This is a genomic window from Oxalicibacterium sp., from assembly GCF_057353965.1.
The window spans coordinates 85167-110692 of sequence record NZ_JBMQZD010000007.1; the positions used below are offsets into that span (position 1 = coordinate 85167).

The following is a 25526-nucleotide window of genomic DNA, read 5'->3' on the forward strand; positions in this document are numbered from 1 at the left end:
GCGGCGCGCGGCCCGAATAGTCGCGCGCCTTCCATCCACATCGTTCCGGCTGAATGCGCATGCGCTCCTTCATGGAAAAACTATTCCGCACGCCGCAAGGCCTCGTCCTGCTGCTGGCGATCGTTGCCTATCTGGGTTGCGCGCTGCTGTTCGGTGCGTTCGACATAGCGCCGCCGTTCGGCTGGCAAACGAACAAGGCCATCGGTATTTTCATCGCATGGCCGATCCTGCTTCTCATCCTGTTCATCCGACTCAATCGCCCTGCGTTCGCCGCCTCCTGGCCGGCTGCCGGACGACTGGCGTTCTATGCAGTCGGCCCCTTCCTGTTCATGCTGCTCGGCATGCTGGCCGAGGCCTGAACATTCACGGCAAGGAAATACCTTCCAGCGCCAGCAGGAAGCGCTTACGCTCCAGTCCACCCGCATAACCCGTCACCGCGCCGGAAGAGCCGAGCACGCGGTGGCACGGCACGATGATCGATACCGGATTGCGGCCGATTGCCGCGCCTACTGCACGCAAGGCCTTGGGCTTGCCGAGCTTCTGCGCATGCTGCGCATAACTGATGTGGCAACCGAAAGGGATGTCGACCAGCGCCTGCCAGACGTCGCGCTGGAATACCGTGCCGGACAGATCGAGCGGCACGTCGAATTCGGTGCGCTTTCCTGCGAAATATTCATCGAGTTGCGCGGCCGCCAGCGCCAGATGGCTTGCCGCCGGCGAACCCGCTTGCGACTGCATCCATCCATCCTTGCCCTTGAAGTGCTTGTGCTCTTCGAAATAGATGCCGCAGATGCCGGCATTAGTCGCTGCGATCAGCAAGCTGCCGACCGGGCTTTCCTGTTCAAGATAGAAAATCATGATGGCTCCATGCCGTCCGCTGACGGCGCAATGTAATCAATCCGGCGCATGCCACAACAGCATCGCCGCATAACTTCGCCACGGCGACCAGTGCGTGGTGCGCGCCAGCAACTGCTTTTCCGTGAACCGTCCGCCGGCGGTTTCCGCTGCCGCCTTCTGCAAACCGAGATCGCCAGCCGGAAAGGCATCGGAGAAACGCAACGCTCGCATGGCGATGTACTGCGCCGTCCATTCGCCTATGCCCGGCATCGTCTTCAACTGCACAATCGCATCCGCCAGGGGCATTCCCGGTTTCAACTGCAAACCGCCCTGCGCCGCAAATTGCGCAAAGTTGCGAATGGCCTGCGCACGCGCCATCGGCATGCCGATGGCGGCGATATCCTGCGCTTCCGCGCGTGCCAGCCGTTGCGGCGTCGGAAAATGATGCGTCACGCCATCGAACGGCGTCGCCGCCGGTTCGCCGAAACGCTGCACCAGCCGACCCGACAGCGTCGTCGCACCGCGCACGCTGACCTGCTGTCCAAGCACGGCGCGTATCGCCAGTTCGAAGGCATCGAAAGCACCGGGCACACGCAAACCCGGTGTATCCGCGATCCGTTTTGCCAGCAAAGAATCCGGCAATAAATGCTCCGCGATAACAGCTGGATTGGCATCCAGATCGAACTGCGCACGCAGACGCGCAAGCAACGGCATCAGCACGTGCGCCAGCGAAGCCGCAAGCGAGAGTTCGATCTGCCGCTTCGCCGGCACATGGCGCACGCTCAGCCAGCCGCTCGCAACGCTCGATCGATCGTCCGGTTGTTTGTCCACTCGCTCATCCACTCGACCACCGAGCCGAATGCTGCGCAGATAACGGTACTCGCCCGATGCCGTCTGCTCCACCTTCTCGACGCCGGGGACCGCCCTGCCAGCCAGATAAGCCATCATTGCGTCCCATGCGAACGGCGGACGATAGGCAAGCCGCAGGGTCAGCGCATCCTGCCCTTGCACATGCGGCGTTTCTGCAGCGCGCCTGATTTCCGTCGGTGCCATGCCGTAGCGCGACAGGAACAAGGCGTTGAAACGGCGTATGCTGCCGAACCCTGCCGCATACGCGACGTCGCTCATCGGCAGATACGTTTCCTGCAGCAGTTTCTTGGCGAACAGCAGCCGTTGCGTCTGCGCCAGTTCGACCGGTGTCACGCCGAAATGCTGTAGCAGCACGCGGCGAAGCTGCCGCGACGACAGGCCGACTTCGTTTGCCAGCCTTTCTGTATCGCCATCGTTCAACGCGCCAGCGGCGATGCGTTGCCACACCGCATGCGCCAGATTCTGCTGCAGCGCATACGGCGCCAATTCGGGGCGGCAACGCAGGCAGGGACGAAATCCCGCCGCTTCCGCCGCTGCGGCCGTGCTGAAGAAAGTGCAGGACGATGCACGCGGCGTCTTCACGCCGCAAACCGGGCGGCAATAGATGCCGGTGGTCTTGACGCCGGTAAAGAACACGCCGTCGAAACGCGCATCCTTTGCCGCCAGTGCGCGATAGCAGCTGGCCGGCGTCAGCGCCGTTCCAGTCTCGCGATCGATGATGATGTCCCCATCCATGCAATCGTTATACGCATTGAGCGGAGAGACGTCTAGCCGTTTTCGGACATGAATATGCGACGAGGCATACGCATCCAATATGCAAAAATTCAGAAGCGGAAGAAGAACCGGCGGCGTCGTGCGGACAGGTCATCGTACCGCCGTCCGATCGCCTGCCAGACGGTGCGCTTGCTTGCATCGTCGAAGACACCCCATTGCGCAATTTCGTCGCGTGTGCGCAGGCAGCCTTCGCACAGTGCAGTGCGCGCGTCGATGCGACAAATGCCGATGCAAGGCGACGGCAGCGGCGAATCATGCAGATCGACGCGCGCCAGCAGCGCTTCCAACGCCTCGCGAGACGTCGATTTCTTTCTCATGATGAATATGCAATGGGCAGGTTGAATCGAGCGCCCATCTTACAGGTGTCGTGCGGGAACACATGCATCGCGACGGATGGACGTGTTCTTCTGGATCGCATGAGCGATGAAGTTGGCCTTGTCGATCGAGGTTTACCATTCACGTTCGCGCGAGGCGAAGCGCAAATGGAAGCCGCTCGGCTTTGCGATACGCTCGTTGTCGTTCTTGAATTCTTCAAGCACGAGTTTCATCGCAGATGGCCGCAGTTTCGCGTCACTGAACGCAATCGGCATCGAAATCCATCCGTCGCTGTTCAATGCACGTTCAGCCGTGCCGTGGCGCGAATGCAATGATCGCCATGCCGGCCAGCGTCACCGCCACGCCCAGCACATCCCACATCGATGGCCGCACGCCGTCCACCAGCCACAGCCAGACCAGCGCAACGCTGACGTAGACGCCGCCGTAAGCGGCATAGACGCGCCCGCTGGCGTCGGGATGCAAGGTCAGCAGCCACGAGAACAGCGCCAGGCTGATCGCCGCCGGCACCAGCAGCCAGATCGACGCGCCGTGGCGCAGCCACAGATATGGCAGATAGCAGCCGACGATCTCCGCAATTGCTGTGACGATGAACAATCCGATGGTTTTCAGTTCAGGCATGGCGGCGATTGTCCAAAGAGTTTTTGCGATATGCACGCGATGTTTTACACGCGGCGATCAGGCTGCGGAATTCCATTCCCACAACCAGACAGTGCCTTCTTCCGGATCGGCGCGCTCGCCGACGAACTGGAAGCCGAACTTGCGCAGAATGACGTTCGATGCATTTTCTTCGTTCGCCGTTTGCGCAACCACGGTCAGGTTCGCATTGGTGTCCTGCACGATGTGCAACAATTCGCGCACCATCTCGGTGGCAATGCCGCGATTCTCGAAATTCGGAAAGGTCAGATAGCCGATTTCCACGCGCTCCACGCCATCCTCGCCCCTGTTCGGCGGCGACTTGAATGCGCAGGCGCCGACCAGCTGGCGATCGTGCGTGGCGAGGTAGCCGATCCACGGCTGTACGAAGCCCGCACTGCGATACAGCGTTGCCGTCGCCTTGCAGACCTGCTTGGTCACGGCGTCGAGACGGCCGGATACTTCCTGCGGCTTTCCCTGCCTGTCGATGGGAATCAGATGGACGTGCATGCGGAATCTGCCTTTTTTGCCGCCAGCGCATTGCCGGCGCGGCCGGCCGCCTTGCGACCGAGATGGCGGGAAATGAATTGTCCCGCATCGACTACCGCATCCAGATCGATGCCGGTTTCGATGCCCAGCCCGTTCATCATGTACAGCACATCTTCGGTCGCGACATTGCCGGTCGCGCCTTTCGCGTACGGGCAACCGCCGAGGCCGGCAACCGATGCGTGATAAATAGTGATGCCGACTTCAAGGCTGGCATAGATGTTTGACAACGCCTGACCGTAGGTATCGTGGAAATGACCGGACAGTTGCGCGATCGGGAATTCCTGCGCGGCGCGCTGCATGATGGCCTGCACATGGCGCGGCGTGGCGACACCGATGGTGTCGGCGATGTCGATTTCATCGCAGCCCAGATCGCGCAGGCGCTGCACCACGTCGGCCACGCTGTCGGCGCTGACTTCGCCCTGATACGGGCATCCGAATGCGCAGCTCAACGCACCGCGCAGACGCAGGCCGTTGCGCTTCGTCTCAGCCGCGACATCTTGAAAACGTGCGATTGATTCCGCGATCGAGCAGTTGATGTTTTTCTGCGAGAACGCTTCCGATGCGGCAGCGAAGATCACTATCTCGTCGACACCGGCCGCCAGCGCGGCTTCGAAGCCTTTCATGTTGGGAACCAGCGCCGAATAGATCGTGCCAGGGCGACGCGTAATGCCGGCCATCACGTCGGACGACGTCGCCATCTGCGGCACCCACTTCGGCGAGACGAAGGAAGCGGCTTCGACATTCTGGAAACCGGCCGAGGACAGCCGATTCACCAGTTCGATTTTCACGTCAGCCGAAATCGTCTGCGGTTCGTTCTGCAGCCCGTCGCGCGGACCGACCTCGACGATCTTGACCGATTTCGGCAGCGATGCGGAAGACAGCGACATCAATGAAGCACGTAATCGAGTATGCGATTATGACGATGTGACTTCGCAGCGCGCATCGATCGCGTTGTTGCGCGAATGCATGCCGAGCTTCTTCAGCAAGACCTGGTCGGCATCGGCTTCCGGATTGCCGGTCGTCAGCAGCTTGTCGCCATAGAAGATCGAGTTCGCGCCGGCGAGGAAGCACAGCGCCTGGATCGCTTCTCCCATTTCGCGGCGGCCTGCCGACAGGCGCACGCGCGCTTTCGGCATCGTGATGCGTGCGACCGCCACGGTACGCACGAATTCCAGCGGATCGATCGGCTCGGTGCCGTGCAGCGGCGTGCCTTCGACTTGCACGAGGTTGTTGACCGGCACCGATTCCGGATACGGGTCCATATTGCACAGTTGCGCCATCAGGCCGGCGCGCTGCAGGCGCGATTCGCCCATGCCGACGATGCCGCCGCAGCAGACCTTGATACCGACGTTGCGCACGCGCTCCAGCGTATCCAGACGGTTCTGGTAATCGCGCGTGGAGATGATGTTCGAGTAGAACTCGGGCGCGGTATCGAGATTGTGGTTGTAGTAATCGAGGCCGGCGTCCTTCAGCTTTTCAGCCTGGCCTTCGCCCAGCATGCCGAGCGTGGCGCAGGTTTCCAGGCCAAGCGCCTTCACTTCGCGCACCATTTCCTCGACCTTTTCCAGATCGCGGTCCTTCGGCTCGCGCCATGCCGCGCCCATGCAGAAGCGCGTTGCGCCATGCGATTTCGCTTCGCGTGCGGCAGCCAGCACTTCGTCCAGCGGCAGAATCTTCTGCGCAGTCACGCCGGTATCGTAGCGCGCGGCCTGCGGGCAGTAGCCGCAATCTTCCGGGCAGCCGCCGGTCTTGATCGACAGCAGCGTCGCCAGTTCGACTTCGTTCGCATCGAAGTTTTCGCGATGCACGAGTTGCGCGCGATACAGCAGGTCGTTGAACGGCAGATTGAACAGCGCGAGCACGTCCTCGACCGGCCACTTGGTCGGAACGATGGGTGCGACCGGCGCGGCAGGCGCCTGGAACGTGATGGGTTGCGACGACATAAAAACTCCTGACTAAAAATTCCACTCAACGCTTGTCGGGCCATCCCGGCAGGCTTGAAAAATCCAGATAATCGGCAGCGGCCGACGGTAGCGGCGCAGGCAATCGCGGCACGCAGCCGAGCAGCGGCGCCAGCAAACGCCGCACCAGCGCTTCGACGTTGTCTTCCGCATACGTCATGCCGGCATCGACGGTATTGGCGACCCAGCCGGCCAGCGTCAATCCGCGTGCAGCGATCGCCTCCGCCGTCAGCAATGCGTGATTGATACAGCCCAGCCGCAAACCGACCACCATTATGACGGGCAAATCGAGTTCCCGGGCCAGATCTGCGGTATCGGCATCGTCATTCAGCGGCACGCAAAACCCGCCAACGCCCTCGACAACAACTGCATCGGCTTGCGCCGCGACCTGCTCGTAGGTCCTGACGATATGCGCCAGATCGATGACCACGCCTTCCTGTCTTGCCACGATGTGCGGAGCGGCGGGCGCACGCAGCAGGTAGGGAACCGTCGATTCCATTGGCAAATCGACATTGGATGCCTGCCGCAACTGGTCGGCGTCGTCATTGTGCCAGACCTCGACGCCGGATTCCTTGACCGGCGTCGCCCCGGCGGCCACCGGTTTCATCGCGGCGGTACGCGCGCCGGCCTGCACCAGCGCATGAATCAGCGCGGAGGAAATCAGCGTCTTGCCGATTTCGGTATCGGTACCGGTGACGAAACAGCGGAATGCAGCACTCATGCGTTCTCCAGAGACAGGATGACAGCACACAGATGCGACACGTCTTCGCTGCGATGCGCGGCGGACAGCGTCACGCGCAGGCGTGCAGTGCCGGCCGGCACCGTCGGCGGCCGGATTGCCGGCACCCAGTAGCCGGCGTCGTACAGTGCAGCGGCAGCTTGCAGCGTTTCGTCGTTGCCGCCGATCACGACCGGCTGGATCGCGGTAGCCGATGGCAACCGTTGCCAGCGCTGCAATGCCGTTTCCTTGCGGAACTGCGCGATCAATGCCTGCAGCTTCGCGCGGCGCACGCGCCCCTCATCGCCGCCGACAATGTCGATCGCCGTCAGCAGCGCATGCGCGACAGCTGGCGGCGATGCCGTGGTGTAGATATAGGGCCGCGCGCGTTGCACCAGCCATTCGATCACGCTGGCATGCGCGGCCACGAAAGCGCCGGCCACGCCAGCCGCTTTGCCCAGCGTACCCATGTAGACGAGATTGGGCGACTTCAGATGGAAATGTTCCAGCACGCCACGACCATGTTCGCCAAGCACGCCGAAACCGTGTGCATCGTCGACGACCAGCCACGCGCCATGAGCCTCGCACAGCGCCAGCAGTTCCGGCAACGGCGCCAGATCGCCATCCATGCTGAACACGCTGTCGGTGACGACCAGCTTGGTTTCGGCCTTGCTCGCTGCCAGCAGCGCCGCCAGTTGCGCGACATCACCGTGCGGATAGACGTTGACCTTCGCGCGCGACAGGCGCGCGCCGTCGATCAGCGATGCATGGTTCAGGCTTTCGGAAAACAGTTCGGCATCAGTGCCACCCGATGCATCCGAAGCACTCAATGCACCCAGCATTGCCAAGTTCGCCATGTAGCCGGTGCAGAAATACAGCGCGCGCGCATTGTCGATCTGCGGCGACATGAATTCGGCCAGCTTTTCTTCCAGCATCGCATGCGCGCGCGAATGGCCGCTGATCAGGTGCGACGCGCCGCTGCCAGCACCGTAGCGCAATGCGCCTTCACGCAAGGCTTCGACGATGTGCGGATGCGCAGCCAGGCCGAGGTAATCGTTGCTGCAGAAGGCCAGCATGTCACGGCCGTCGACGCGCATCTGCGCATCGCAGGGCGAATCCGCCACGCGCAGCCTGCGCCGCAAGGCCTGCGCATCAAGTTCGCGCAGCCGTTGTTCCAGTCCGGCGATCAGATCGCGGCTCATGTGCGCATCACCTTGTCGAATATCGTTTGCACCGATGCCGCCAAATGGGCGATTTCGTCATCGCTCAGGATATACGGTGGCATCATATAGACGGTTTTGCCAATCGGGCGCAGCAGCAGTTCGTGTTCGAGCGCAGCGGAAAAGAAGCGACGCGAAAATGTCGCCGCCTGTTGTGCATCGTCGATCACCGCATCGAATGCGAAGATCATGCCGCGCCGACGAAAATGCGCCACGCGCGCATCGTCGCACAGCGGCTGCAATGCGGTTTCGATACGATCGCCGCGCAGACGATTCACTGCGATGACATCGTCTTCGTCAAAGATCTGCAGGGTCGCCAGCGCAGCGCGGCAGGCCAACGGATTGCCGGTATAGGAATGCGAATGCAGAAAGCCGCGCGTCACATCGGCATCGTAGAAGGCGCGATAGATGTCGTCGCGCGTCATCACCAGTGACAGCGGCAGGTAACCGCCGCTGATGCCTTTCGACAGGCAAAGGAAATCCGGCCAAATGCCAGCTTGTTCGCAGGCGAAGAAGGTGCCGGTGCGGCCGCAGCCGACCGCGATCTCGTCGGCAATCAGGTGCACGCCGTAGCGATCACACAAGGCACGCACTTCCTTCAAATACAGCGGATCGTACATCGCCATGCCGGTCGCGCATTGCACCAGCGGCTCGACGATGAGGGCGGCGATTTTGTCCGCGCGTTGTTCGAACAACGTTTCCAGTTCTCTTGCCGCACGGCGCGCGACGTCGGCCGCGCTTTCGCCATCCTGCGCATCGCGCGCATCGGGATTGGCGATCACATGTGCGCGCTGCAGCATCGGGCCGTAGGCTTCGCGGAACAGCGACACATCGGTGACGGCCAGCGCGCCGACCGTCTCGCCGTGATAGCTGCCCTTCAGGCAGACGAATTCCTGCTTGGCGCCCTGACCGAGATTGCGCCACGCATGAAAACTCATCTTCAGCGCAATCTCGACCGCCGACGCACCGTCCGATGCATAGGAGCAATGGCCGAGCACACCGCCGGTCAGCGCGGACAGGCATTCCGACAGTTCGACCACCGGTTCGTGCGTAAAGCCGGCCAGCATCGCGTGTTCCAGCTTGTCCAGCTGATCCTTCAGCGCCGCGTTGATGCGCGGATTGGCATGGCCGAACAGGTTGACCCACCACGAACTGATCGCGTCCAGATAACGGCGGCCCTGCGTATCGATCAGCCATGCACCTTCGCCACGCGCGACGGGAATCAGCGGAACCGTCTCGTGGTGCTGCATTTGCGTGCACGGATGCCAGACGCTGCGCAGGCTGCGCGCAACCAGATCATCGTGATGGGAAATTTCGCTCTTTGCGTTCACTGCCATTTACTCCTGCCATCGCGCTCCGCGCAACAACTTATTCGGGGAAGACGCCGTCGACGTAGAACCAGCGACCATCCTCGCGCACGAAGCGGCTGATTTCATGCAGGCGATGCGCGCGGCCGCCGGCCTTGGAACGTGCAACGAATTCGACCGTCGCTTCATCGCCATTCACGACGTGTTTCTTCACTTCCAGCCCCAGCCACTTGACCGCCAGATCGCCTGACTCGCGCGTCAATTCATCCAATGACGGGCGCATAGTCGCATGCCAGGTCGCATGCACATAATCGGTCAGCCCCAGCACATACGCGCTGTAACGCGAACGCATCAGCGTTTCGGCCGTCGGCGCAGCCGCGCCACCGTGAAACGGCTTGCAGCATTGCGCATATTCGGCGCCGCCGCATGGGCAGGTTGTCGCCGCAGGCTGTTTCTTCGTCATTCGCCGTCCATGTTCGTCTGCACCACCATTGCACTACGGCGCCTCGCAACTCCTCACGAAGCGCGGCAGACAAGCGTTTACAATGGCGGCATATTCCGGCGGCTATTGTATCGCGCGATGGAATAGGCGTCCTTCCGCCAGCTGAGAAAACCCCGATGAATCCGCTCGAATCCCAACTCGATTATCCGTTCGACGATGCCCTGCCGGACACCGGCGCCGTGCACGACGTTGCGCCCGGCATCAAATGGCTGCGCATGGGGCTGCCGTTCGCGTTGAATCATATCAACTTGTGGCTGCTGGAAGATACGCAAGAGACGCCAACCGGCACGCAGCGCGGCTGGACCGTCATCGATTGCGGCATTGCCAATGACGCGACGCGCGATGCGTGGGAAAGCATTTTCGCCACGCAACTGGACGGCCTGCCCATCCTGCGCGTGATCGCCACCCACTGCCATCCCGATCATGTAGGGCTGGCCGACTGGATTTGCACGCGCTGGAACGTACCGCTGTGGATGACGACCGGCGAATATGCATTCGCACGCATGATGTCGGCGGCCTTGCCGGGCGCAGACGGCACGGCGATGTTTCCCTTCTTCTGCCGCCACGGACTGAAAGATCCGGCGATGCTGCAGCAGCTCGAAGGCCGGCGCAGCTACTACCCCGGCATCGTGCCGAGCGTGCCGCAATCGTACATACGGCTGCAGGACGGCCAGGCCGTGCGCATCGGCCGGCACGGGTGGCGCATCATCACCGGTTTCGGCCATTCGCCCGAACATGCGGCACTGTATTGCGAAGAACTGAACGTGCTGATTTCCGGCGACATGGTATTGCCGCGCATCTCGACCAATGTGTCGGTATTCGCGATCGAGCCGGAATCGAATCCGGTGCAGCTGTTTCTGGATTCCTTGCGAAAGTTCGCTGAATTGCCGGACGATACGCTGGTACTGCCGTCGCACGGCAAACCGTTTCGCGGCCTGCACATGCGGATCGCGCAATTGTGCGCGCACCACGCGGCGCGTCTGCAGGAAGTGCTGGACACTTGCTCGACGCCGCAATCGGCGGTCGACATCGTGCCCGTCATGTTCAGGCGGCCGCTGGATGCGCATCAACTAAGTTTTGCACTGGGCGAAGCGCTCGCGCATCTGCACAAACTGTGGTTCGACGGCAAGCTGCAACGCATGGAAGATGCCGACGGCATCATCCGCTTTCGTACGCTTTCCCTCGCGCCGGCCTAACTTTATTTATCGATCTGCCACAAGAATGCGCTGCTTCCAGCGCGCGGTCTTTTCCCTGACGGTGCCTTCGTCGATCGTCAGCAGCTTTCTTTCATCCATCAGACAGCGCCCGTCCACCCATACATGCGTGACGCCATGGCCGACGGACGTATAGACCAGTTGCGATGCCGGATTGTAGACCGGCTGCTGCGCCAGATCGGCCAGTGAAACCGCGATGAAGTCGGCGCGCTTGCCGGCTTCCAGACTTCCGACCAGCGCAGCCATGCCCAGCGCCTTCGCACCGTTCAGCGTCGCCATTTGCAGCGCCGTATGTGCATCCACTGCCGCCGCATCGTCGGCGACGACCTTGGCAAGCAAGGCAGCAGCCTTCATCTCGCCGAACAAATCCAGATCGTTATTGCTGGCCGCGCCATCGGTACCGAGCGCGACGTTGACGCCCGCTTGCAACAGCCGGCCGACCGGACAGAAGCCGCTCGCCAGTTTCAGATTCGATTCCGGGCAATGGATGACGTGCGCGCCGCTCTGCTGCAGCAAGGCGAGATCGCCGTCATCGATCTGCGTCATGTGCACGCATTGCGTGAAAGGGCCGAGCACGCCCATTTCCATCATGCGCTGCATCGGCCGCTTGCCGTATTGCTGCAGCGATTCACGTATCTCGTTGGCCGTCTCGTGCAGATGGATCTGAATCGGTATCGCGCGTTCATGCGCGAGCGCGACGATCTTCTCCATCCAGGCCGGCGACACCGTATAGGGCGCATGCGGACCGAGCGCAATGCGAATGCGCGGATCGCCACGATAACGTTCTTCCAGCGCCATGCCCTTGTCGAGATAGGTCTGCGGCCCGGCGCCCCAGGCTGTCGGAAAATCCATGATCGGAAACGCCGCCTGGCAACGCATGCCAGCCGCATCGGCGGCCTGCACGATCTGCTCCGAAAAGAAATACATGTCGGAGAAGCAGGTTGTGCCGCTACGCACCATCTCGGCAATCGCCAGTTCGGTGCCATCTCGCACGAAATCGGCAGCAACCCAGCGCTTCTCGGCCGGCCAGATGTGTTCATTCAACCACGTTTCCAGCGGATGATCGTCGGCAAAGCCGCGTAACAGCGTCATCGCTGCATGGCCATGCGTATTGATCAGGCCGGGAAGCAGTACGTGATCATCCAGCTGCATCATGCGTCTTCCCTGATAGCGCAGCCGTGCTTCCTGCTGCGGCAGCAGCGCGACGATTGCGCCCTGATCCACGATCAGGGAAAAATGTTCAAGGACTTGCCGCTCCGGCACGATCGGAATGATCCAGCGCGCATGGACGAGAAGATCGACGGTCGTCATGAATTTGCCAGTAAGTCTAGTGAGGATCGCGCGTCTTGCGCGGCGCATTGACGAACGCATAGTCATACAGCCAGTTCGGCAGTAGGCGCAGCAGCTTCGCCACGATGCCCATCTGCCACGGAATCACGCGATAGCTGGCGCCCACGGCAATCGCCGCGACCGCCTGCTGCGCGAATTTCTCCGCCGGCATCAGAAACGGCATCGCGTAATCGTTCACCTGCGTCATCGGCGTATCGATGTAACCCGGCGCAATCGTGACGACCTTGATGCCGCTCTTCTTTAATTCCACGCGCAGCGATTCGCAATAGCTGATGACGGCGGCCTTCGACGCGCTGTACGCGCCACCACCCGGCAGGCCACGAATACCGGCGACGCTGGCAATGCCGACCAGCCGCATGCCGGACTGCCCCGCCTGTGCCTGCTGCTGCATCGTCGCAAGAAAAGGCGCAAAGGTCGCAACCGTCGACACGACGTTGGTATCGAATACGGTGCGCAGGACATCGAGATCTTCCGCATGCTCAGTCAGCATGCCGCGCGAGACGCCGGCGCTGGCGATGACGATATCGATGCCTTGCGCAGCAGCGATGAAATCGGCAGCGACTTGCGCCACCGCACCGCTATCGGTGACGTCCACCGCATACGCGCGATGGCGCTCCGGATTCGGCAAGGCGGCGATCAATTCCTGCAGGCGCTCGCCGCGCCGCGCCAGCAGGCCGAGCATGGCCCCCTGCTGCGCATAACGGTGCGCCAGCGCCATGCCGAGGCCGCTGGATGCACCGGTGATGAAGACACGCTGCATGCTCATGAATGCTCCAAAAGAAAAGTCCGCACTCTTGCGAGATGCGGACTCGTCATCATGCTGCCGAAACCGGCGACAGCAACGCTCTTATTTCTTGCCTGCCGCCGATTTGGTGACGAGGAAATCCAGCACCTGCGTCGTGGCATCGAACAATACCTGCTCCGGACGATTGCCCAGGCCGGCGCCGACAATCGACGGCGACGTCAGGTAGCGGCCGTCGACGGCGATCGTCGGCACGCCGTCGATCTGGTAGTCGGTCTGCAGCTGCGCGGCTTGGCGTACCTTGGCCTGCACGCCAAAGGAATTATAGGTATCGTTGAACTTCTTCATGTCCACGCCCTGCTTGGCGATGAAGTCGGCGATCTGCTTGTCGGTATCCAGATGCTGGCGCTCGGTATGAATCGCGCGGAAAACCTTCGCATGCAGCTGGTCGACCAGACCCATCGCTTCCAGCGTGTAGTACAGCTTCTGCTGCGGGATGAAGGAGTCGCGGAAGATCACCGGCACGCGCTTGAAATTGATCTTGTCGGCATTCTTCTTCACCCATGCTTCCAGCGTCGGCTCCAGCGCATTGCAGTGCGGGCAGGAATACCAGAAGAATTCGGTGACATCGACCTTCTTGCCGGCGGCAGTCGCCTGCGCCTTGTCCAGCGTGCGGTAATCGGTGCCGTTGACCGGGGACGACGGCGACGCGCCGGCGGCGGCGGCGAACAGGCTGAGACTTGCGATGGCCAGCAGTTTTTGAAGCAGACGCATGATTTCCCTTTCAGTGAATTGCCTTGGCGGCTTACCTTGCGGTTAACTTGTTTGTTGCCTTGGTTGTTGTCTTGTGCGCCACCTTATTTGCCGATGCGTACCACCGCGACATCGACGCCGTTATCGGACAGTTTGCCGCGCACGCGGTTCATCGTTTCCATCTGGTTGAACGGGCCGATGCGCACGCGATACAGTGTGCCGTTGTCGGCCTGACGCTCGGAAACGCTGGCTTCGAAACCAAGCAGGGCCAGCTTGGCCTTCATGCTTTCCGCATCGGCCTTGCCGCGGAAGGCACCCGCCTGCAGATAGTACAGCCACTTGTCATCGCCATCGGCCGGCGCGGTGCTGGCGCGGGACGGCGCCGGCTTGATCGTGTTTTCGATGACGGTCGGCGCCGGCGCAGTCTGGGCAGGCGCCGGTTGCGGTTGCGCCTGATCCGGCACGGAAGCCTTCTTGCCGTATAGCGGCTTGTTCGGATCGGCGACGTCGCCGGCCGGTTGCGTGATGCGTTCGGCGTGGCCGAACTTGTTCGTGAACGGCAGTGGCGTTTTGGATATCATCATCGCCACACAAACCGCGATGCCGAGACCGATGATCAGGCCGATGATGAGGCCGGCCAGCGTGCCGCCGGCCTGCTTTTTACGTTTCGTCATAACTGTTTCCTGTTACATGCGGACCGGCGACGACACGCCGATCAGGGTCAACCCATTGCGCAACACCTGGCGCGTGGCGACCAGCAGCGCGATGCGCGCCATCTTCAGCGCTTCATCGTCGACCAGCACGCGTTCCGCATTGTAGTAGCTGTGCAGTTCACCTGCCAGATCGCGCAGATAGAACGCCACCTGGTGCGGACCGAGTTCTTCCAGCGCCTTCTGCAGCATTTCCGGATATTCGGCCAGCTTGGCCAGCAAGGCGGCTTCACGCGGAGACGTCAATGGCGACAGATCGATATTGGACAATGCCGATTCATCGATGTTCATTTGCGCCTGATTCAGCACCGAACAGATACGCGCATGCGCATACTGAACGTAATAGACCGGATTTTCGTCGGATTGTGCCAATGCCAGATCGACGTCGAACACGAATTCGGTATCGCCCTTGCGCGAGATCAGGAAGAAGCGCACCGCGTCGCGGCCACGCGTCACGTCGCGTTCCTGCCCTTCCGGCGTTTCGCCGGTGGACCATTCGATCAGGTCGCGCAGCGTGACGTAGGAGCCCGCACGCTTGGAAATCTTCACTTCCTCGCCGTTTTTCATCACGGTGACCATCTTGTGCAGCACGTAATCCGGATAACCTTCCGGGATGCCGATGTCCAGCGCCTGCAGGCCGGCGCGCACGCGCGCGATCGTGCCGTGGTGGTCGCTGCCCTGCACGTTGATTGCCTTCTTGAAGCCGCGCTGCCACTTGACCGTGTGGTAGGCAACGTCGGGCACAAAGTAGGTGTAGGTGCCGTCCGATTTCTTCATCACGCGATCCTTGTCGTCGCGGTAGTCGGTCGTGCGCAGCCACAGCGCGCCTTCCTGTTCGTAGGTCTTGCCGGCCTTGATCAGCGCATCGACGGTGGATGTCACCTTGCCGTCCTTGTACAGCGACGATTCGAGGAAATAGTTATCGAATTTAATGCCGAAGGCTTGCAGATCCAGATCCTGCTCGCGGCGCAGGTAGGCGACAGCGAAGGCACGGATCGATTCGATGTCGTCGACGTTGCCGCTGCCAGTGACCGGCGCACCGTCGCTGGCGGAAACGATCTTCTTGGCGAGGAAATCGTCGGCGATGTCCTGAATGTAATCGCCGTTGTAGGCCGATTCGGGCCAGCCGTCCGCGCCCGGTTTCAGGCCGCGCGCGCGCGCCTGCACGGAAGTCGCCAGCGTGGCGATCTGCACGCCGGCATCGTTGTAATAGAACTCGCGCGTGACCGCATAGCCTTGCGACTGGTACAGCGACGACAATGCATCGCCCAGCGCGCCCTGACGGCCGTGGCCGACGTGCAGCGGGCCGGTCGGATTGGCCGACACGAATTCGATGATGACCGGTTGCTTGCCGCCGGCATCGCTCTGGCCGTAGGCCGCGCCCTGCTGCAGCACCGTCTTGACGACGGCCTGGCGTGATGCGGCGGTCAGGCGCAGGTTGATGAAGCCGGGGCCGGCGATCTCGGCCGACGCCACCAGTTCCTTCGCCGCCGGATTCGCCAGCAGCGCATCGACCAGTACCTGCGCGACTTCGCGCGGATTCTTCTTCAGCGGCTTGGCGATCTGCATCGCCAGATTGCAGGCAACGTCGCCATGCGACGGATCGCGCGGGCGTTCCAGCACAATGTTGGGAGAAAGTTCAGTGCCGGCAACCAGCGGGGCGACGGCGGCCTGGAAGAATTCGGTGATGCGTTGTCTTTGTGCTGCAAGCATGGGATGTGCGCGCCGCAACGGCGCGAATGAAAAAGGAGTGAAATCGGTAGCCGGCATTATACCGGGCCATGGCATTTCATAGCTGCCGCCAGCGCAGGCGGCGGCGTATCCGGCCTTCCTACAGCGCCGGTCTTAACGGGAATCAAACGCGGAATTGGCGCAATCGGTTTAAGCTGTTAATGTTCATTTACCATGCCGCCTCATGCATGGCCGCCGTCGGTTTAACCACTACAACATCGCGAGTCCGACGCTGCGCCGATGAACGCCTCGTCATCGCGAATACAACGGAGACTGCCATGCTCGAACTCTTGACCGACCCGCATGCCTGGATGGCGCTGATTACCCTGACCGCCCTGGAACTGGTGCTCGGCATCGACAACATCATTTTCATTTCCATCCTGGTGGACAAGCTGCCCGAGGAACGGCGCGAATTCGCGCGCAAGCTGGGTCTGTTCATTGCCATGTTCATGCGCATCGGCCTGCTGATGATCCTGGCGTGGATCGTGGGGCTGGTCGAACCGCTGTTCACGATACTCGGCAAGGACATTTCCGGCCGTGACCTGATCCTGATCGGCGGCGGCCTGTTCCTGATCTGGAAGAGCACCAGCGAAATTCACCAGTCGCTGGAAGGCGAGGAAGGCCATACGTCCAGCGTCGTGAAGGCGACCTTCACCGCCGTCATCCTGCAGATCATGGTGATCGACATGGTGTTCTCGCTGGATTCCATCATCACGGCGGTCGGCATGGTCGATCACATCGAAGTGATGGTGGCGGCCGTGATCCTGTCGGTCGGCATGATGATGCTGTTCGCCGGGCCGATCGGCCGCTTCGTCTCTAACCATCCGACCATCAAGATTCTGGCTCTGGCCTTCCTGGTCGCCATCGGCCTGGTGCTGATCGCCGACGGTTTCGGCCATCACGTTCCGAAAGGCTATATCTACACGGCGATGGCCTTCGCACTGATAGTGGAACTGATCAATATTCGCATGCGTGCGAAGACGGCACGACCGGTGCATCTGCACACGCCTTACGCCGATACGCAGCAAGAGAAGAAATAAGCAGGAAGATGGAAGAACAAAGGCCGGGGAATTCCCGGCCTTTTTCTATTCATTCTGTCCATGCAGGCTTCAGGCAATCGTCGATTCGCTCGTATTGCCCGCATCGCCGCCGCAATGGGCCGTGATGAATTTCGCCAGGCGAAAGTGCTGCGGCTCCCATGCCTGATCAGCCAGCCGATGAGCGGCAAGGAACAGATAAGCATCGGCCACTATCGTTTCCGTCGATGTGCCTGCTGCCGTTCGTACCGTTACGCGTTCGCGCCGGTATTCGCTGCCTTCGAACACATCCAGTGTCGCGACATCGGCCTCGCTCACATCCAGATACAGCATGCCTTCCACGGACGCACCTGGGCGATGCACGATGCCGGGGTAGAGCTCACCGCGCACCGCATGGCGCGCATACCCGTCCAGTACGGCCGGCAGCGAACGATGACTGCCGCGCACGACGCGTTGCCAGACTGCCGGAAACATCAGCGAACCGTAGGTGAAGACGTGCATGTCAGTGCGGCGTCCGGCGATGCAGGCGCTTCTGCCAGCGCAGGCGTGCCTGCAAATGCCAGACCACGTTGACCAGTACGTAACCGGCGAGTGCGGCGGCTACCGCAATCACCGCAAGGCCGGCCATCAGTTGCGGACCGACGCTTTGCACCCAGTCGATCATGTTGGCGAACCAGCTGCCGACCTCGGCCTGCTCGTTGGCGACCTTGTCGACCATGCCGTGATTGGGCGCGCCGGGCGGCACGTCATCGTCGCCGATCATCAGGTGGCCGAGCCGGTAGGCGGCGTAATACAGCGGCGGCACCGTGAACGGGTTGGTGGCGAAGGTTGCAAATGCGGCGACCGGCAGGTTGACGCGCACCAACAGCGCACCGATCGCACCGAACAGAATCTGCGCGAACGGGATCAGGATGCCGACGAACAGGCCGACGGCCAGGCCGCCCGCGACGCCACGGCGATTGAATTGCCAGAGAAAATGGTGATGCAGATAGCCGCTGAACGGTTTCAGGAAACGGTTTTCCTGGATGCTCTGCGACGTCGGCATGTGCTTGAAAAACCGGCTGCGACGCATGAAAACTCGGCTCCCGATTGCAGAATGGCTACGACGAACGACTGATGACGATAAACATGCCGGATGGCATGCCCGAAAAATTATGACACGCAAACCGCGCGCAAATTCACGACGTTAGCGCGACTGTTCGTGATTGTTGCGATTGTTCAAATGCTAACGATCTTTTCCGTGCAGTTGCCTTCTTGTCACTGCCACGACGATCCATGTCAGCACAAAGGAACCCAGCGTTCCCGCCGCGAACGTTGCAGCACCGGACGAATAGCGTGCCGCCATCACGGCATTGAACAGTAACGCAATCAGATAAGGAGAAGCCCTGCCGGCAAACACTGCCGGCGTCAGACGATTGGCGGCTGCCGGCCTCACGTTTTGATGCGCGGCAATCAACACGGCAACGCCGTAGACCGCCAGCCACATGATGCCGCCGACGATGACCAATCCGATAAGCATGTTCTCTCCTCTCCGTTTGCGCTGTTTGTTCTTCTGCGGCAACGTCATGTTGCCGGTTTTACCCTGCCAGTCGCGCCGCGTACAATGGTCCGATGGATATTACGCTGCCCGAACTCGAAGAAGCGATCAATTACTGGCGCACTGCGCGTCCGTCCACCGGCGAGGAGCGCGCGCTGTCGCCGGAAGTCGACAGCCTGGCCGAGCTGTATGCGCTGATGATCTTCCATGGCAGCAAGGCCGTGCCGCTGGAAGCCGCGCCGTCCACCTGCCGCCAGTTGATCGAGGCATGGCGGCGGCAAGCCGCCTGATCAGATTCCTGTCGTTTCGGCTTCGACGCACACCCGCTACGCTGCCATGTGCCGTGCCTGTCGCTGCGGCAGCGCCTGTTTCTGTACCGGCGCCTTCTTCACGTTCGCCTGTCCCGCATAGTCGCTGCGCACCAGCGCCGCGGCGGCTTCCGCATCCATTCCCTCTTCCGCCAGCCATTGCGCCACCAGCGCCGCCAGCCGTTCCAGCGCGATGCGATGCGTGGCATCGGTACGGGCGAACAGCCATTGCGACAGGCGCATGAAGCGCGCAAACGGCGTCGCGCCCAGAATCAGCGGCAGCGTATGCGCAAAACGGCCGGAGTTCGCAACCAGATCCCAATAGCGCGAGAACCGCACCAGTTCCTGCATCTCGGCAAACGTGATGCGATCGGTCGCCAGGATCGCATACGGCGGATGCGGATCGAAGACGAGACCGTACGCTTCGGTATGGCGGATGATCGGCGTGCCGCGCAGCCGCTTCAGGATGCCGAACTGGATTTCATGCGGCCCCAGTTCGACCAGCCGGTCGAAGCCGCGCGCGAAACTTTCCACGTCTTCCCCCGGCAAACCGGCGATCAGATCGACGTGCAGGTGTGCATGCGAATGTTCATGCAGCCAGCGGATGTTGTCCGCCGCCTTGTCGTTGTTCTGCTTGCGGCTGACCAGCGTCTGCACGTCGGGATTGAAGCTCTGGATGCCGATCTCGAACTGCAGCGTACCGGGCGGGAATTGCCTGATGCTGTCCTTCAGCGCATCGGGCAGATGATCGGGCACCACTTCGAAGTGCGCATAGACCGGATCGTCCGGATGCGCCGCCAGCTTGTCGAGAAAGAACTGCATGATCTTCAGGCTGGTCTTCACGTTCAGGTTGAACGTGCGGTCGACGAACTTGAACAGCCGCGCACCGCGCGCATACAGCGTTTCCAGCTCGCCCAGGAAACGATCGAGGTCGAACGGCCAGGCCGTCTTGTCCAGCGACGACAGGCAGAATTCGCACTTGAACGGACAACCGCGCGACGCTTCCACGTACAGCGTGCGATGCGCGATGTCTTCGTCGCTGTACAGCGTGTACGGCAAGGCGATGTCGTCCAGCGGCGGCTGCACGCCGGCATGGATTTTCATCAGCGGCTTCGGCCCGTGCAGGATATTCCTGCACAGCTGCGGGAACGTCACGTCGCCCCAGCCGGTGACCGTGTAATCGGCCAGGCGCACGATTTCCTGGCCTTCGGTTTCGTACGACACTTCCGGCCCGCCCAGCACGATCGTCACATCCGGCGCGACGCGCTTGAGCAAGGCGACGACCTTCACCGTTTCCTCGACGTTCCAGATATAGACGCCGAAACCGACGATGCGCGGCCGGTGCTCCAGCACGCGCTCGACGATATCGACCGCGCGCGTGCCGATGACGAATTCATGGATCTTCGTCTGCGCCTGCAGTTCGCCCATGTTCGCCAGCAGATAGCGCAAACCGAGCGAGGCATGCGTATAGCGGGCATTCAGCGTGGACAGCAGGATGGTCATCGGACAGGAGCAGCAATGGGAAAACCGTCATTCTACGCTGTGCCACTCGCGCGGCAGGATTGATATGGTGTATGGTGCTGCGGCAATACCACCACATTCGCCAGCCGCTCGCAGCCATGTTCATGTTTCCGCTTCGATTTTTCTTGCTGCCTTTCTTTCTCACAGGGCTCGCGGCTTCCCTGCCTGCGATGGCGAACGGCACGGCGCGCATCGTACAGCCCGATGCAGCAGGCTGCACGGCCATGCAGGCCGCGGGCGTGCTGCGCGCGCATTCGCCCGTCCCTTGCGAGCGGCTGCGCCGCGTGCGCTTTGCCTATGTGGACTTTGACGGACGCCGACACGACGATGGCGAAATCGTCGTGCTGGATGCGGCTGCACCGCATGTGCAGACACTCTTCGCTGCCTTGCTGCAGCAGCGCTTTCCGCTGGCGCGTGCGCGCGCGATGAAACATTACCGTGGCGACGACGAAGCATCGATGCGCGACAACAACACGTCAGCCTTCAACGACCGCGCCATCACTGGCGGCGCCGCACCTTCGCTGCATGCCTACGGCTTGGCGATCGATATCAACCCGGTGCAGAACCCTTACATCGAGATCGCCGACGGCAATGCGCATTTCCATCCGGCCAACGGCAGCCGGTACGCCAATCGCGCTGCAGCGCGACCGGGCAAACCCGCACGCGCCGGCATGGCGGAAGAAGTCGTCGAACTTTTCGCACGTCACGGTTTCACAACATGGGGAGGCGACTGGGACGCACCGATCGACTACCAGCATTTCCAGACCAGCCGCAAGCTCGCGCAGCAGCTGGCTGCCTTGCCGCCCGATCAGGCGCGCGCCGCCTTCGATGCACACGTAGCAGCCTATCGGCGTTGCCGCACCGGCGGTACGCGCGCGGCATGTGCAAAGTAAAGGAGCCGACGACCATGAAAGTCAAACGCATCGTCCACAACATCGCCGCCACGCATATCGAATCGGCCCGGATTTTTTATCAGGATGTGCTGGGGCTGGATCTGCTGATGGATCATGGCTGGATCACCACCTACGGCAGCCATGAACCTGCATCGCTGCAGGTCAGCATCGCGGCCGAAGGCGGCAACGGCACGCCGGTGCCAGCGCTATCGATCGAGGTCGACGACCTGGACGCGGCGCTCACGCGCATGCAGAATGCCGGCTTCGCCATCGAGTACGGGCCGGCCGACGAAGCATGGGGCGTGCGACGCTTCTATGTTCGCGATCCATTTGGTACGCTGGTCAACATTCTTGCGCATACCTGAAGCCAAAACGATTACGCCGTCACCGGCCGGAGAAAAACATGCTCATCAACTGCGTCGCCTATCAGGAAGGCCGAAAACTGGCCGACATCACGGCCGACCAGATCAGCGACTATCTGCTGCATCCGAAATGCTTCGTCTGGGTCGCGCTGATGGATGCCGATCCGGCCGAGCTGGCGCAGATGCAGCAGGAATTCCATCTACACGATCTGGCCATCGAGGATGCGCGCAACGGCCACCAGCGGCCGAAGATCGAGGAATACGGCGATTCGCTGTTCGCCGTCGTCAAGACGGCCGAGATGACGGACGAAGGCCTGCACATCGGCGAACTGGATATCTTCGTCGGCAAGAACTATGTACTGTCGGTGCGCAACCGCAGCCGCCACAGCTTCCTCGGCGTGCGTGCACGCTGCGAGCAGGAACCGCATCAATTGCGCAAGGGCTCCGCCTTCGTGCTGTACGCGCTAATGGATGCCGTGGTCGATCGCTACTTCCCCATCGTCGAGGCGCTGGAAACCGAACTGGAAACCATCGAAGGCAAGATCTTCGAGCAGGGTTCGCAGCGCGCCAACATCGAACGCCTGTACGAATTGAAACGCGAAGTGGTGATGATGAAGCACGTGGTTGCGCCGCTGATGGATGCGGTAGGCCGGCTGTACGGTGGGCGCGTGCCGACCATCTGCGAAGACACGCGCGACTATTTCCGCGACATCGGCGATCACCTGTACCGTATCAACACACTGATCGACGCGATCCGCGATACGATCACCACGGCAATTCAGGTCAACCTGTCGATGGTTGCGATTGAAGAAAGCGAAGTGAACAAGCGACTGGCCGCATGGGCCGCCATCTTCGCGGTCGCCACCGCCTTCTTCGGACTGTGGGGCATGAACTTCAAGTTCATGCCGGAACTGGACTGGAAGTACGGCTATCCGACCGCCATCGTGCTGGTGGGCGGCGTCTGTAGCTATCTGTATTACCGCTTCAAGCGATCAGGCTGGTTGTAGCTGCTGCAGTCGCTATGACCGGCCGGCGTTTCTTTCAGACGCCGCGCTTCTCCGTTTCCAGCATGCTGAGCGCCACCGCTTCCGCCACGCGGATACCGTCGATTGCGGCTGACATGATGCCGCCTGCGTAACCCGCGCCTTCGCCCGCCGGATACAACCCCTGCGTATTGATGCTCTGCAGCGTTCTGTCGTCGCGCTTGATGCGGATCGGCGACGACGTGCGCGTCTCGATGCCGGTCAGCACCGCATCATGCATCGAGAAACCCTTGATCTGTTTGTCGAACGCCGTCAGCGCTTCGCGAATCGCATCGATCGCATACGACGGCAATGATGGATTCAAGTCGCCCAATGTCACGCCCGGCTTGTACGACGGCTGCACGGTGCCGAATTGCGTGGACGGCTTGTTCGCGATGAAATCGCCGACCAGTTGACCCGGCGCGTTGTAATTACCGCCGCCGAGTTCGAATGCCTTCGCTTCCCATTGCTGTTGGAATTCCATGCCGGCCAGCGGATGGCCCGGATAATCGTCCGGCGTGATGCCGACGACGATGCCGGCATTCGCATTGCGCTCGTTGCGCGAATACTGGCTCATGCCGTTGGTGACCACGCGCCCCGGTTCCGACGTCGCGGCGACCACGGTGCCACCCGGACACATGCAGAAGCTATAGACGCCGCGGCCGTTGCTGGCGTGATGCACCAGTTTGTAATCGGCTGCGCCGAGGATCGGATGGCCAGCGTTTGCGCCGAAGCGGCAGGCATCGATCAGCGATTGCGGATGCTCGATGCGGAAGCCCATCGAGAACGGTTTCGCTTCGACATAGATGCCGCGCGCATGCAGCATGCGGAAGGTGTCGCGCGCGCTATGACCGATCGCCAACACGACGTGATCGGTAACGAGCTCGCTGCCGTCGGCCAGCTTCACTCCAACCACGCGGCCATTGTCGAGCACGATGTCGTCGACCTTGCTCTCGAAACGGAATTCGCCGCCCAGACGTTCGATCTCGGCGCGCATCAGTTCGACCATCTTCACCAAGCGGAAGGTGCCGATGTGCGGCTTGCTGACGTACATGATCTCGGGTGGTGCATCGGCTTTCACGAATTCGGTCAGCACCTTGCGGCCGTAGAACTTCGGGTCCTTGATCTGCGTCCACAGCTTGCCGTCGGAAAAGGTGCCGGCACCGCCTTCGCCGAACTGCACATTCGACTCCGGATTCAGCTCGCGCTTGCGCCACAGGCCCCAGGTATCCTTCGTGCGTTCGCGCACGACCTTGCCGCGTTCGAGGATGATCGGACGAAAACCCATCTGCGCCAGGATGAGCGCGGCGAAGATGCCGCACGGACCGAAGCCGACCACGACCGGGCGCGACTGCAATCCGGCCGGTGCCTGCGCGACGAACTTGTAGCCGGTATCCGGTGCAACAGCGACATGGCGGTCGCCCTTTGCGCGTTTCAGCACGCGCGCTTCGTCGCGCACTTCCACGTCCAGCGTATAGACCAGCGTGATCGCGTTCTTCTTGCGCGCGTCGTAGCCGCGCCGGAAGATCGTGTGCGCGATCAGATCGCCGCGTGCGATGCCGAGACGCGCAACGATGGCCGCGACGAGTGCGTCTTCGGTGTGGTCGAGAGGGAGTTGGACATCGGTCAATCGCAGCATGCTTGTTTTCCAGCCGACCCTTCGTCAACACGCGTCTGCCGCCAGGGTCGTACCGGTCGACAGGGGCGCCATTTTACTCCAGCACACCTTCACGCATTCCCCCGCTCTGTATTCCACATCCCATCGCGCGGCACGGCGCGAAATGCGTACACGAGGCGCAACACCGCGCCCGACAAATGAATTGATTTATACGATTTAACAGTGTTTTGCGTTTGCGCCTGCGCGTGAGGATTGCGTGAAGAACGTTTGCCTTTCCCTCTGGAATCGTCATGATCGTGCCGCGATTCTCTGCGATCTTGCTTGATTGTCATCGATTGACGATGCACAACGATTTGATTAAGGTGAAATCGAGTCTTCTGCGGCATCTCGCTTTCCGTAACGATTTGCCCGCACCCCTCATGTTTGCATCTGACAAAAAAGCAGCGTTCACCGTAACGCCAAAAGAGACGAAACAGGGAAGGAATGCAGATGAACACCACCACAGAAATCGGATCGCAACCGCTTGAAGTGCTGTCGTTCCGGCTGGGTAACGAAGAGTACGGCCTGTCCATCCAGAAGGTGCAGGAGCTGCGCGGCTACGACACCGTCACGCGCATCGCCAACGCACCGGATTTCATCAAGGGCGTCGTCAACCTGCGCGGTACCATCGTGCCCATCGTCGACATGCGCATTCGTTTCAATCTCGGCACGCCGACCTACGACCAGTTCACCGTCGTCGTGATCCTCAACATCGGCGGCCGCGTGATCGGCATGGTGGTCGACAGCGTCTCCGACGTCATCACGCTGGCGCCGGAACAGATTCGTCCCGCGCCGGACATGCAGGGCGCGATGGATACCGCCTGCATCGTCGGCATCGGCACCATCGATTCGCGCATGCTGATCCTGATCGACATCGACAAACTGATGGCCGGCCCCGAAATGGGACTGGTCGCAGAAGAGGCGTTCTAACGCCCGCACGTCCGCGAAAGCGCCGACGGCGCATTCGCTTCCGGAAGACAGC

30 protein-coding genes are annotated in these 25526 nt (G+C 61.4%); 8 read left to right on the top strand and 22 right to left on the bottom strand.

Annotated features, from left to right (window positions below; translation table 11 throughout):
- Positions 1-71 precede the first annotated feature (71 nt).
- Entirely contained in the window at positions 72-359 is a 288-nt protein-coding gene (locus ACO1VH_RS12130) for a hypothetical protein (RefSeq protein ID WP_486244735.1), read from the top strand.
- A 4-nt stretch (positions 360-363) separates the two neighbouring features.
- On the opposite strand, the gene ACO1VH_RS12135 is transcribed toward ACO1VH_RS12130, so the two are convergent.
- From ACO1VH_RS12135 to ACO1VH_RS12185, 11 genes are all read right to left on the bottom strand, one after another.
- A complete protein-coding gene (locus ACO1VH_RS12135) occupies positions 364-858 on the bottom strand; it encodes a methylated-DNA--[protein]-cysteine S-methyltransferase (RefSeq protein ID WP_486244736.1) in 495 nt (164 codons plus the stop codon).
- A 36-nt stretch (positions 859-894) separates the two neighbouring features.
- Positions 895-2442 carry an AlkA N-terminal domain-containing protein gene (locus tag ACO1VH_RS12140; protein WP_486244737.1) on the bottom strand — a complete coding sequence of 516 codons (1548 nt, stop codon included), beginning with the start codon at positions 2440-2442 and terminating at the stop codon, positions 895-897.
- A gap of 89 nt (positions 2443-2531) precedes the next feature.
- On the bottom strand, positions 2532-2798 hold the full coding sequence (locus ACO1VH_RS12145; RefSeq protein WP_486244738.1) for a DUF1289 domain-containing protein: 267 nt from the start codon (positions 2796-2798) through the stop codon (positions 2532-2534).
- Between the two features lie 304 nt (positions 2799-3102).
- Positions 3103-3435 (bottom strand): YnfA family protein, encoded by a 333-nt coding sequence (locus ACO1VH_RS12150; protein WP_486244739.1) that lies wholly within the window; start codon positions 3433-3435, stop codon positions 3103-3105.
- Positions 3436-3492: 57 nt separating this feature from the next.
- Positions 3493-3960: a GNAT family N-acetyltransferase gene (locus tag ACO1VH_RS12155; RefSeq protein ID WP_486244740.1), complete on the bottom strand. Its 468-nt coding sequence runs from the start codon at positions 3958-3960 to the stop codon at positions 3493-3495.
- Positions 3945-4886 carry a hydroxymethylglutaryl-CoA lyase gene (locus ACO1VH_RS12160; RefSeq protein ID WP_486244741.1) on the bottom strand — a complete coding sequence of 314 codons (942 nt, stop codon included), beginning with the start codon at positions 4884-4886 and terminating at the stop codon, positions 3945-3947. The genes ACO1VH_RS12155 and ACO1VH_RS12160 overlap by 16 nt, the downstream gene beginning before the upstream one ends.
- 27 nt (positions 4887-4913) lie before the next feature.
- Positions 4914-5942, bottom strand: a complete 1029-nt coding sequence (bioB, locus tag ACO1VH_RS12165; RefSeq protein WP_486244742.1) for a biotin synthase BioB — start codon at positions 5940-5942, stop codon at positions 4914-4916.
- A gap of 25 nt (positions 5943-5967) precedes the next feature.
- Entirely contained in the window at positions 5968-6681 is a 714-nt protein-coding gene (gene bioD, locus ACO1VH_RS12170; RefSeq protein ID WP_486244743.1) for a dethiobiotin synthase, read from the bottom strand.
- Positions 6678-7880 carry an 8-amino-7-oxononanoate synthase gene (gene bioF / locus ACO1VH_RS12175; RefSeq protein WP_486244744.1) on the bottom strand — a complete coding sequence of 401 codons (1203 nt, stop codon included), beginning with the start codon at positions 7878-7880 and terminating at the stop codon, positions 6678-6680. The genes bioD and bioF overlap by 4 nt, the downstream gene beginning before the upstream one ends.
- A complete protein-coding gene (bioA, locus tag ACO1VH_RS12180) occupies positions 7877-9235 on the bottom strand; it encodes an adenosylmethionine--8-amino-7-oxononanoate transaminase (RefSeq protein WP_486244745.1) in 1359 nt (452 codons plus the stop codon). The genes bioF and bioA overlap by 4 nt, the downstream gene beginning before the upstream one ends.
- 31 nt (positions 9236-9266) lie before the next feature.
- A complete protein-coding gene (locus ACO1VH_RS12185) occupies positions 9267-9668 on the bottom strand; it encodes a YchJ family protein (protein WP_486244746.1) in 402 nt (133 codons plus the stop codon).
- A 155-nt stretch (positions 9669-9823) separates the two neighbouring features.
- Here ACO1VH_RS12185 and ACO1VH_RS12190 point away from each other — a divergent pair, with 155 nt between their 5' ends.
- A complete protein-coding gene (locus ACO1VH_RS12190; protein WP_486244747.1) occupies positions 9824-10903 on the top strand; it encodes an MBL fold metallo-hydrolase in 1080 nt (359 codons plus the stop codon).
- 6 nt (positions 10904-10909) lie between these two features.
- Here ACO1VH_RS12190 and ACO1VH_RS12195 read toward each other — a convergent pair whose 3' ends face one another.
- From ACO1VH_RS12195 to argS, 5 genes are all read right to left on the bottom strand, one after another.
- On the bottom strand, positions 10910-12232 hold the full coding sequence (locus ACO1VH_RS12195) for a TRZ/ATZ family hydrolase (RefSeq protein ID WP_486244748.1): 1323 nt from the start codon (positions 12230-12232) through the stop codon (positions 10910-10912).
- Between the two features lie 16 nt (positions 12233-12248).
- Positions 12249-13031, bottom strand: a complete 783-nt coding sequence (locus ACO1VH_RS12200; protein WP_486245139.1) for an SDR family oxidoreductase — start codon at positions 13029-13031, stop codon at positions 12249-12251.
- Positions 13032-13118: 87 nt separating this feature from the next.
- Positions 13119-13787 carry a thiol:disulfide interchange protein DsbA/DsbL gene (locus ACO1VH_RS12205; protein ID WP_486244749.1) on the bottom strand — a complete coding sequence of 223 codons (669 nt, stop codon included), beginning with the start codon at positions 13785-13787 and terminating at the stop codon, positions 13119-13121.
- 83 nt (positions 13788-13870) lie between these two features.
- On the bottom strand, positions 13871-14440 hold the full coding sequence (locus ACO1VH_RS12210) for an SPOR domain-containing protein (RefSeq protein WP_486244750.1): 570 nt from the start codon (positions 14438-14440) through the stop codon (positions 13871-13873).
- A gap of 12 nt (positions 14441-14452) precedes the next feature.
- On the bottom strand, positions 14453-16189 hold the full coding sequence (argS, locus tag ACO1VH_RS12215; protein ID WP_486244751.1) for an arginine--tRNA ligase: 1737 nt from the start codon (positions 16187-16189) through the stop codon (positions 14453-14455).
- Between the two features lie 296 nt (positions 16190-16485).
- Here argS and ACO1VH_RS12220 point away from each other — a divergent pair, with 296 nt between their 5' ends.
- Positions 16486-17247 carry a TerC family protein gene (locus ACO1VH_RS12220; RefSeq protein ID WP_486244752.1) on the top strand — a complete coding sequence of 254 codons (762 nt, stop codon included), beginning with the start codon at positions 16486-16488 and terminating at the stop codon, positions 17245-17247.
- A 69-nt stretch (positions 17248-17316) separates the two neighbouring features.
- On the opposite strand, the gene ACO1VH_RS12225 is transcribed toward ACO1VH_RS12220, so the two are convergent.
- The 3 genes from ACO1VH_RS12225 to ACO1VH_RS12235 form a co-directional block, all read right to left on the bottom strand.
- Positions 17317-17745, bottom strand: coding sequence for a gamma-glutamylcyclotransferase family protein (locus ACO1VH_RS12225; protein WP_486244753.1), 429 nt, complete (start codon positions 17743-17745; stop codon positions 17317-17319).
- 1 nt (position 17746) lies between these two features.
- Positions 17747-18316: a DUF2062 domain-containing protein gene (locus tag ACO1VH_RS12230; protein ID WP_486244754.1), complete on the bottom strand. Its 570-nt coding sequence runs from the start codon at positions 18314-18316 to the stop codon at positions 17747-17749.
- A 153-nt stretch (positions 18317-18469) separates the two neighbouring features.
- Positions 18470-18763 carry a hypothetical protein gene (locus tag ACO1VH_RS12235; protein WP_486244755.1) on the bottom strand — a complete coding sequence of 98 codons (294 nt, stop codon included), beginning with the start codon at positions 18761-18763 and terminating at the stop codon, positions 18470-18472.
- A gap of 92 nt (positions 18764-18855) precedes the next feature.
- Here ACO1VH_RS12235 and ACO1VH_RS12240 point away from each other — a divergent pair, with 92 nt between their 5' ends.
- Positions 18856-19071: a DUF3717 domain-containing protein gene (locus tag ACO1VH_RS12240; RefSeq protein WP_486244756.1), complete on the top strand. Its 216-nt coding sequence runs from the start codon at positions 18856-18858 to the stop codon at positions 19069-19071.
- Between the two features lie 36 nt (positions 19072-19107).
- Here the strand turns inward: ACO1VH_RS12240 and ACO1VH_RS12245 are convergent, their stop codons facing one another.
- Positions 19108-20592 carry a B12-binding domain-containing radical SAM protein gene (locus tag ACO1VH_RS12245; RefSeq protein ID WP_486244757.1) on the bottom strand — a complete coding sequence of 495 codons (1485 nt, stop codon included), beginning with the start codon at positions 20590-20592 and terminating at the stop codon, positions 19108-19110.
- A 188-nt stretch (positions 20593-20780) separates the two neighbouring features.
- On the opposite strand from ACO1VH_RS12245, the gene ACO1VH_RS12250 reads away from it, so the two are divergent.
- The 3 genes from ACO1VH_RS12250 to corA are packed head-to-tail and all read left to right on the top strand — an operon-like array spanning position 20781 to position 22872.
- Complete coding sequence (locus ACO1VH_RS12250) at positions 20781-21503, top strand: M15 family metallopeptidase (protein WP_486244758.1); 723 nt, start codon at positions 20781-20783, stop codon at positions 21501-21503.
- A gap of 14 nt (positions 21504-21517) precedes the next feature.
- Positions 21518-21868 (top strand): VOC family protein, encoded by a 351-nt coding sequence (locus ACO1VH_RS12255; protein ID WP_486244759.1) that lies wholly within the window; start codon positions 21518-21520, stop codon positions 21866-21868.
- Between the two features lie 38 nt (positions 21869-21906).
- Positions 21907-22872 carry a magnesium/cobalt transporter CorA gene (gene corA / locus ACO1VH_RS12260; protein WP_486244760.1) on the top strand — a complete coding sequence of 322 codons (966 nt, stop codon included), beginning with the start codon at positions 21907-21909 and terminating at the stop codon, positions 22870-22872.
- A gap of 34 nt (positions 22873-22906) precedes the next feature.
- On the opposite strand, the gene ACO1VH_RS12265 is transcribed toward corA, so the two are convergent.
- Entirely contained in the window at positions 22907-24526 is a 1620-nt protein-coding gene (locus tag ACO1VH_RS12265) for an NAD(P)/FAD-dependent oxidoreductase (protein ID WP_486244761.1), read from the bottom strand.
- Positions 24527-24615: 89 nt separating this feature from the next.
- Positions 24616-24891, bottom strand: coding sequence for a hypothetical protein (locus ACO1VH_RS12270; RefSeq protein WP_486244762.1), 276 nt, complete (start codon positions 24889-24891; stop codon positions 24616-24618).
- Positions 24892-24994: 103 nt separating this feature from the next.
- Here ACO1VH_RS12270 and ACO1VH_RS12275 point away from each other — a divergent pair, with 103 nt between their 5' ends.
- A complete protein-coding gene (locus tag ACO1VH_RS12275; RefSeq protein WP_486244763.1) occupies positions 24995-25474 on the top strand; it encodes a chemotaxis protein CheW in 480 nt (159 codons plus the stop codon).
- Positions 25475-25526 lie beyond the last annotated feature (52 nt).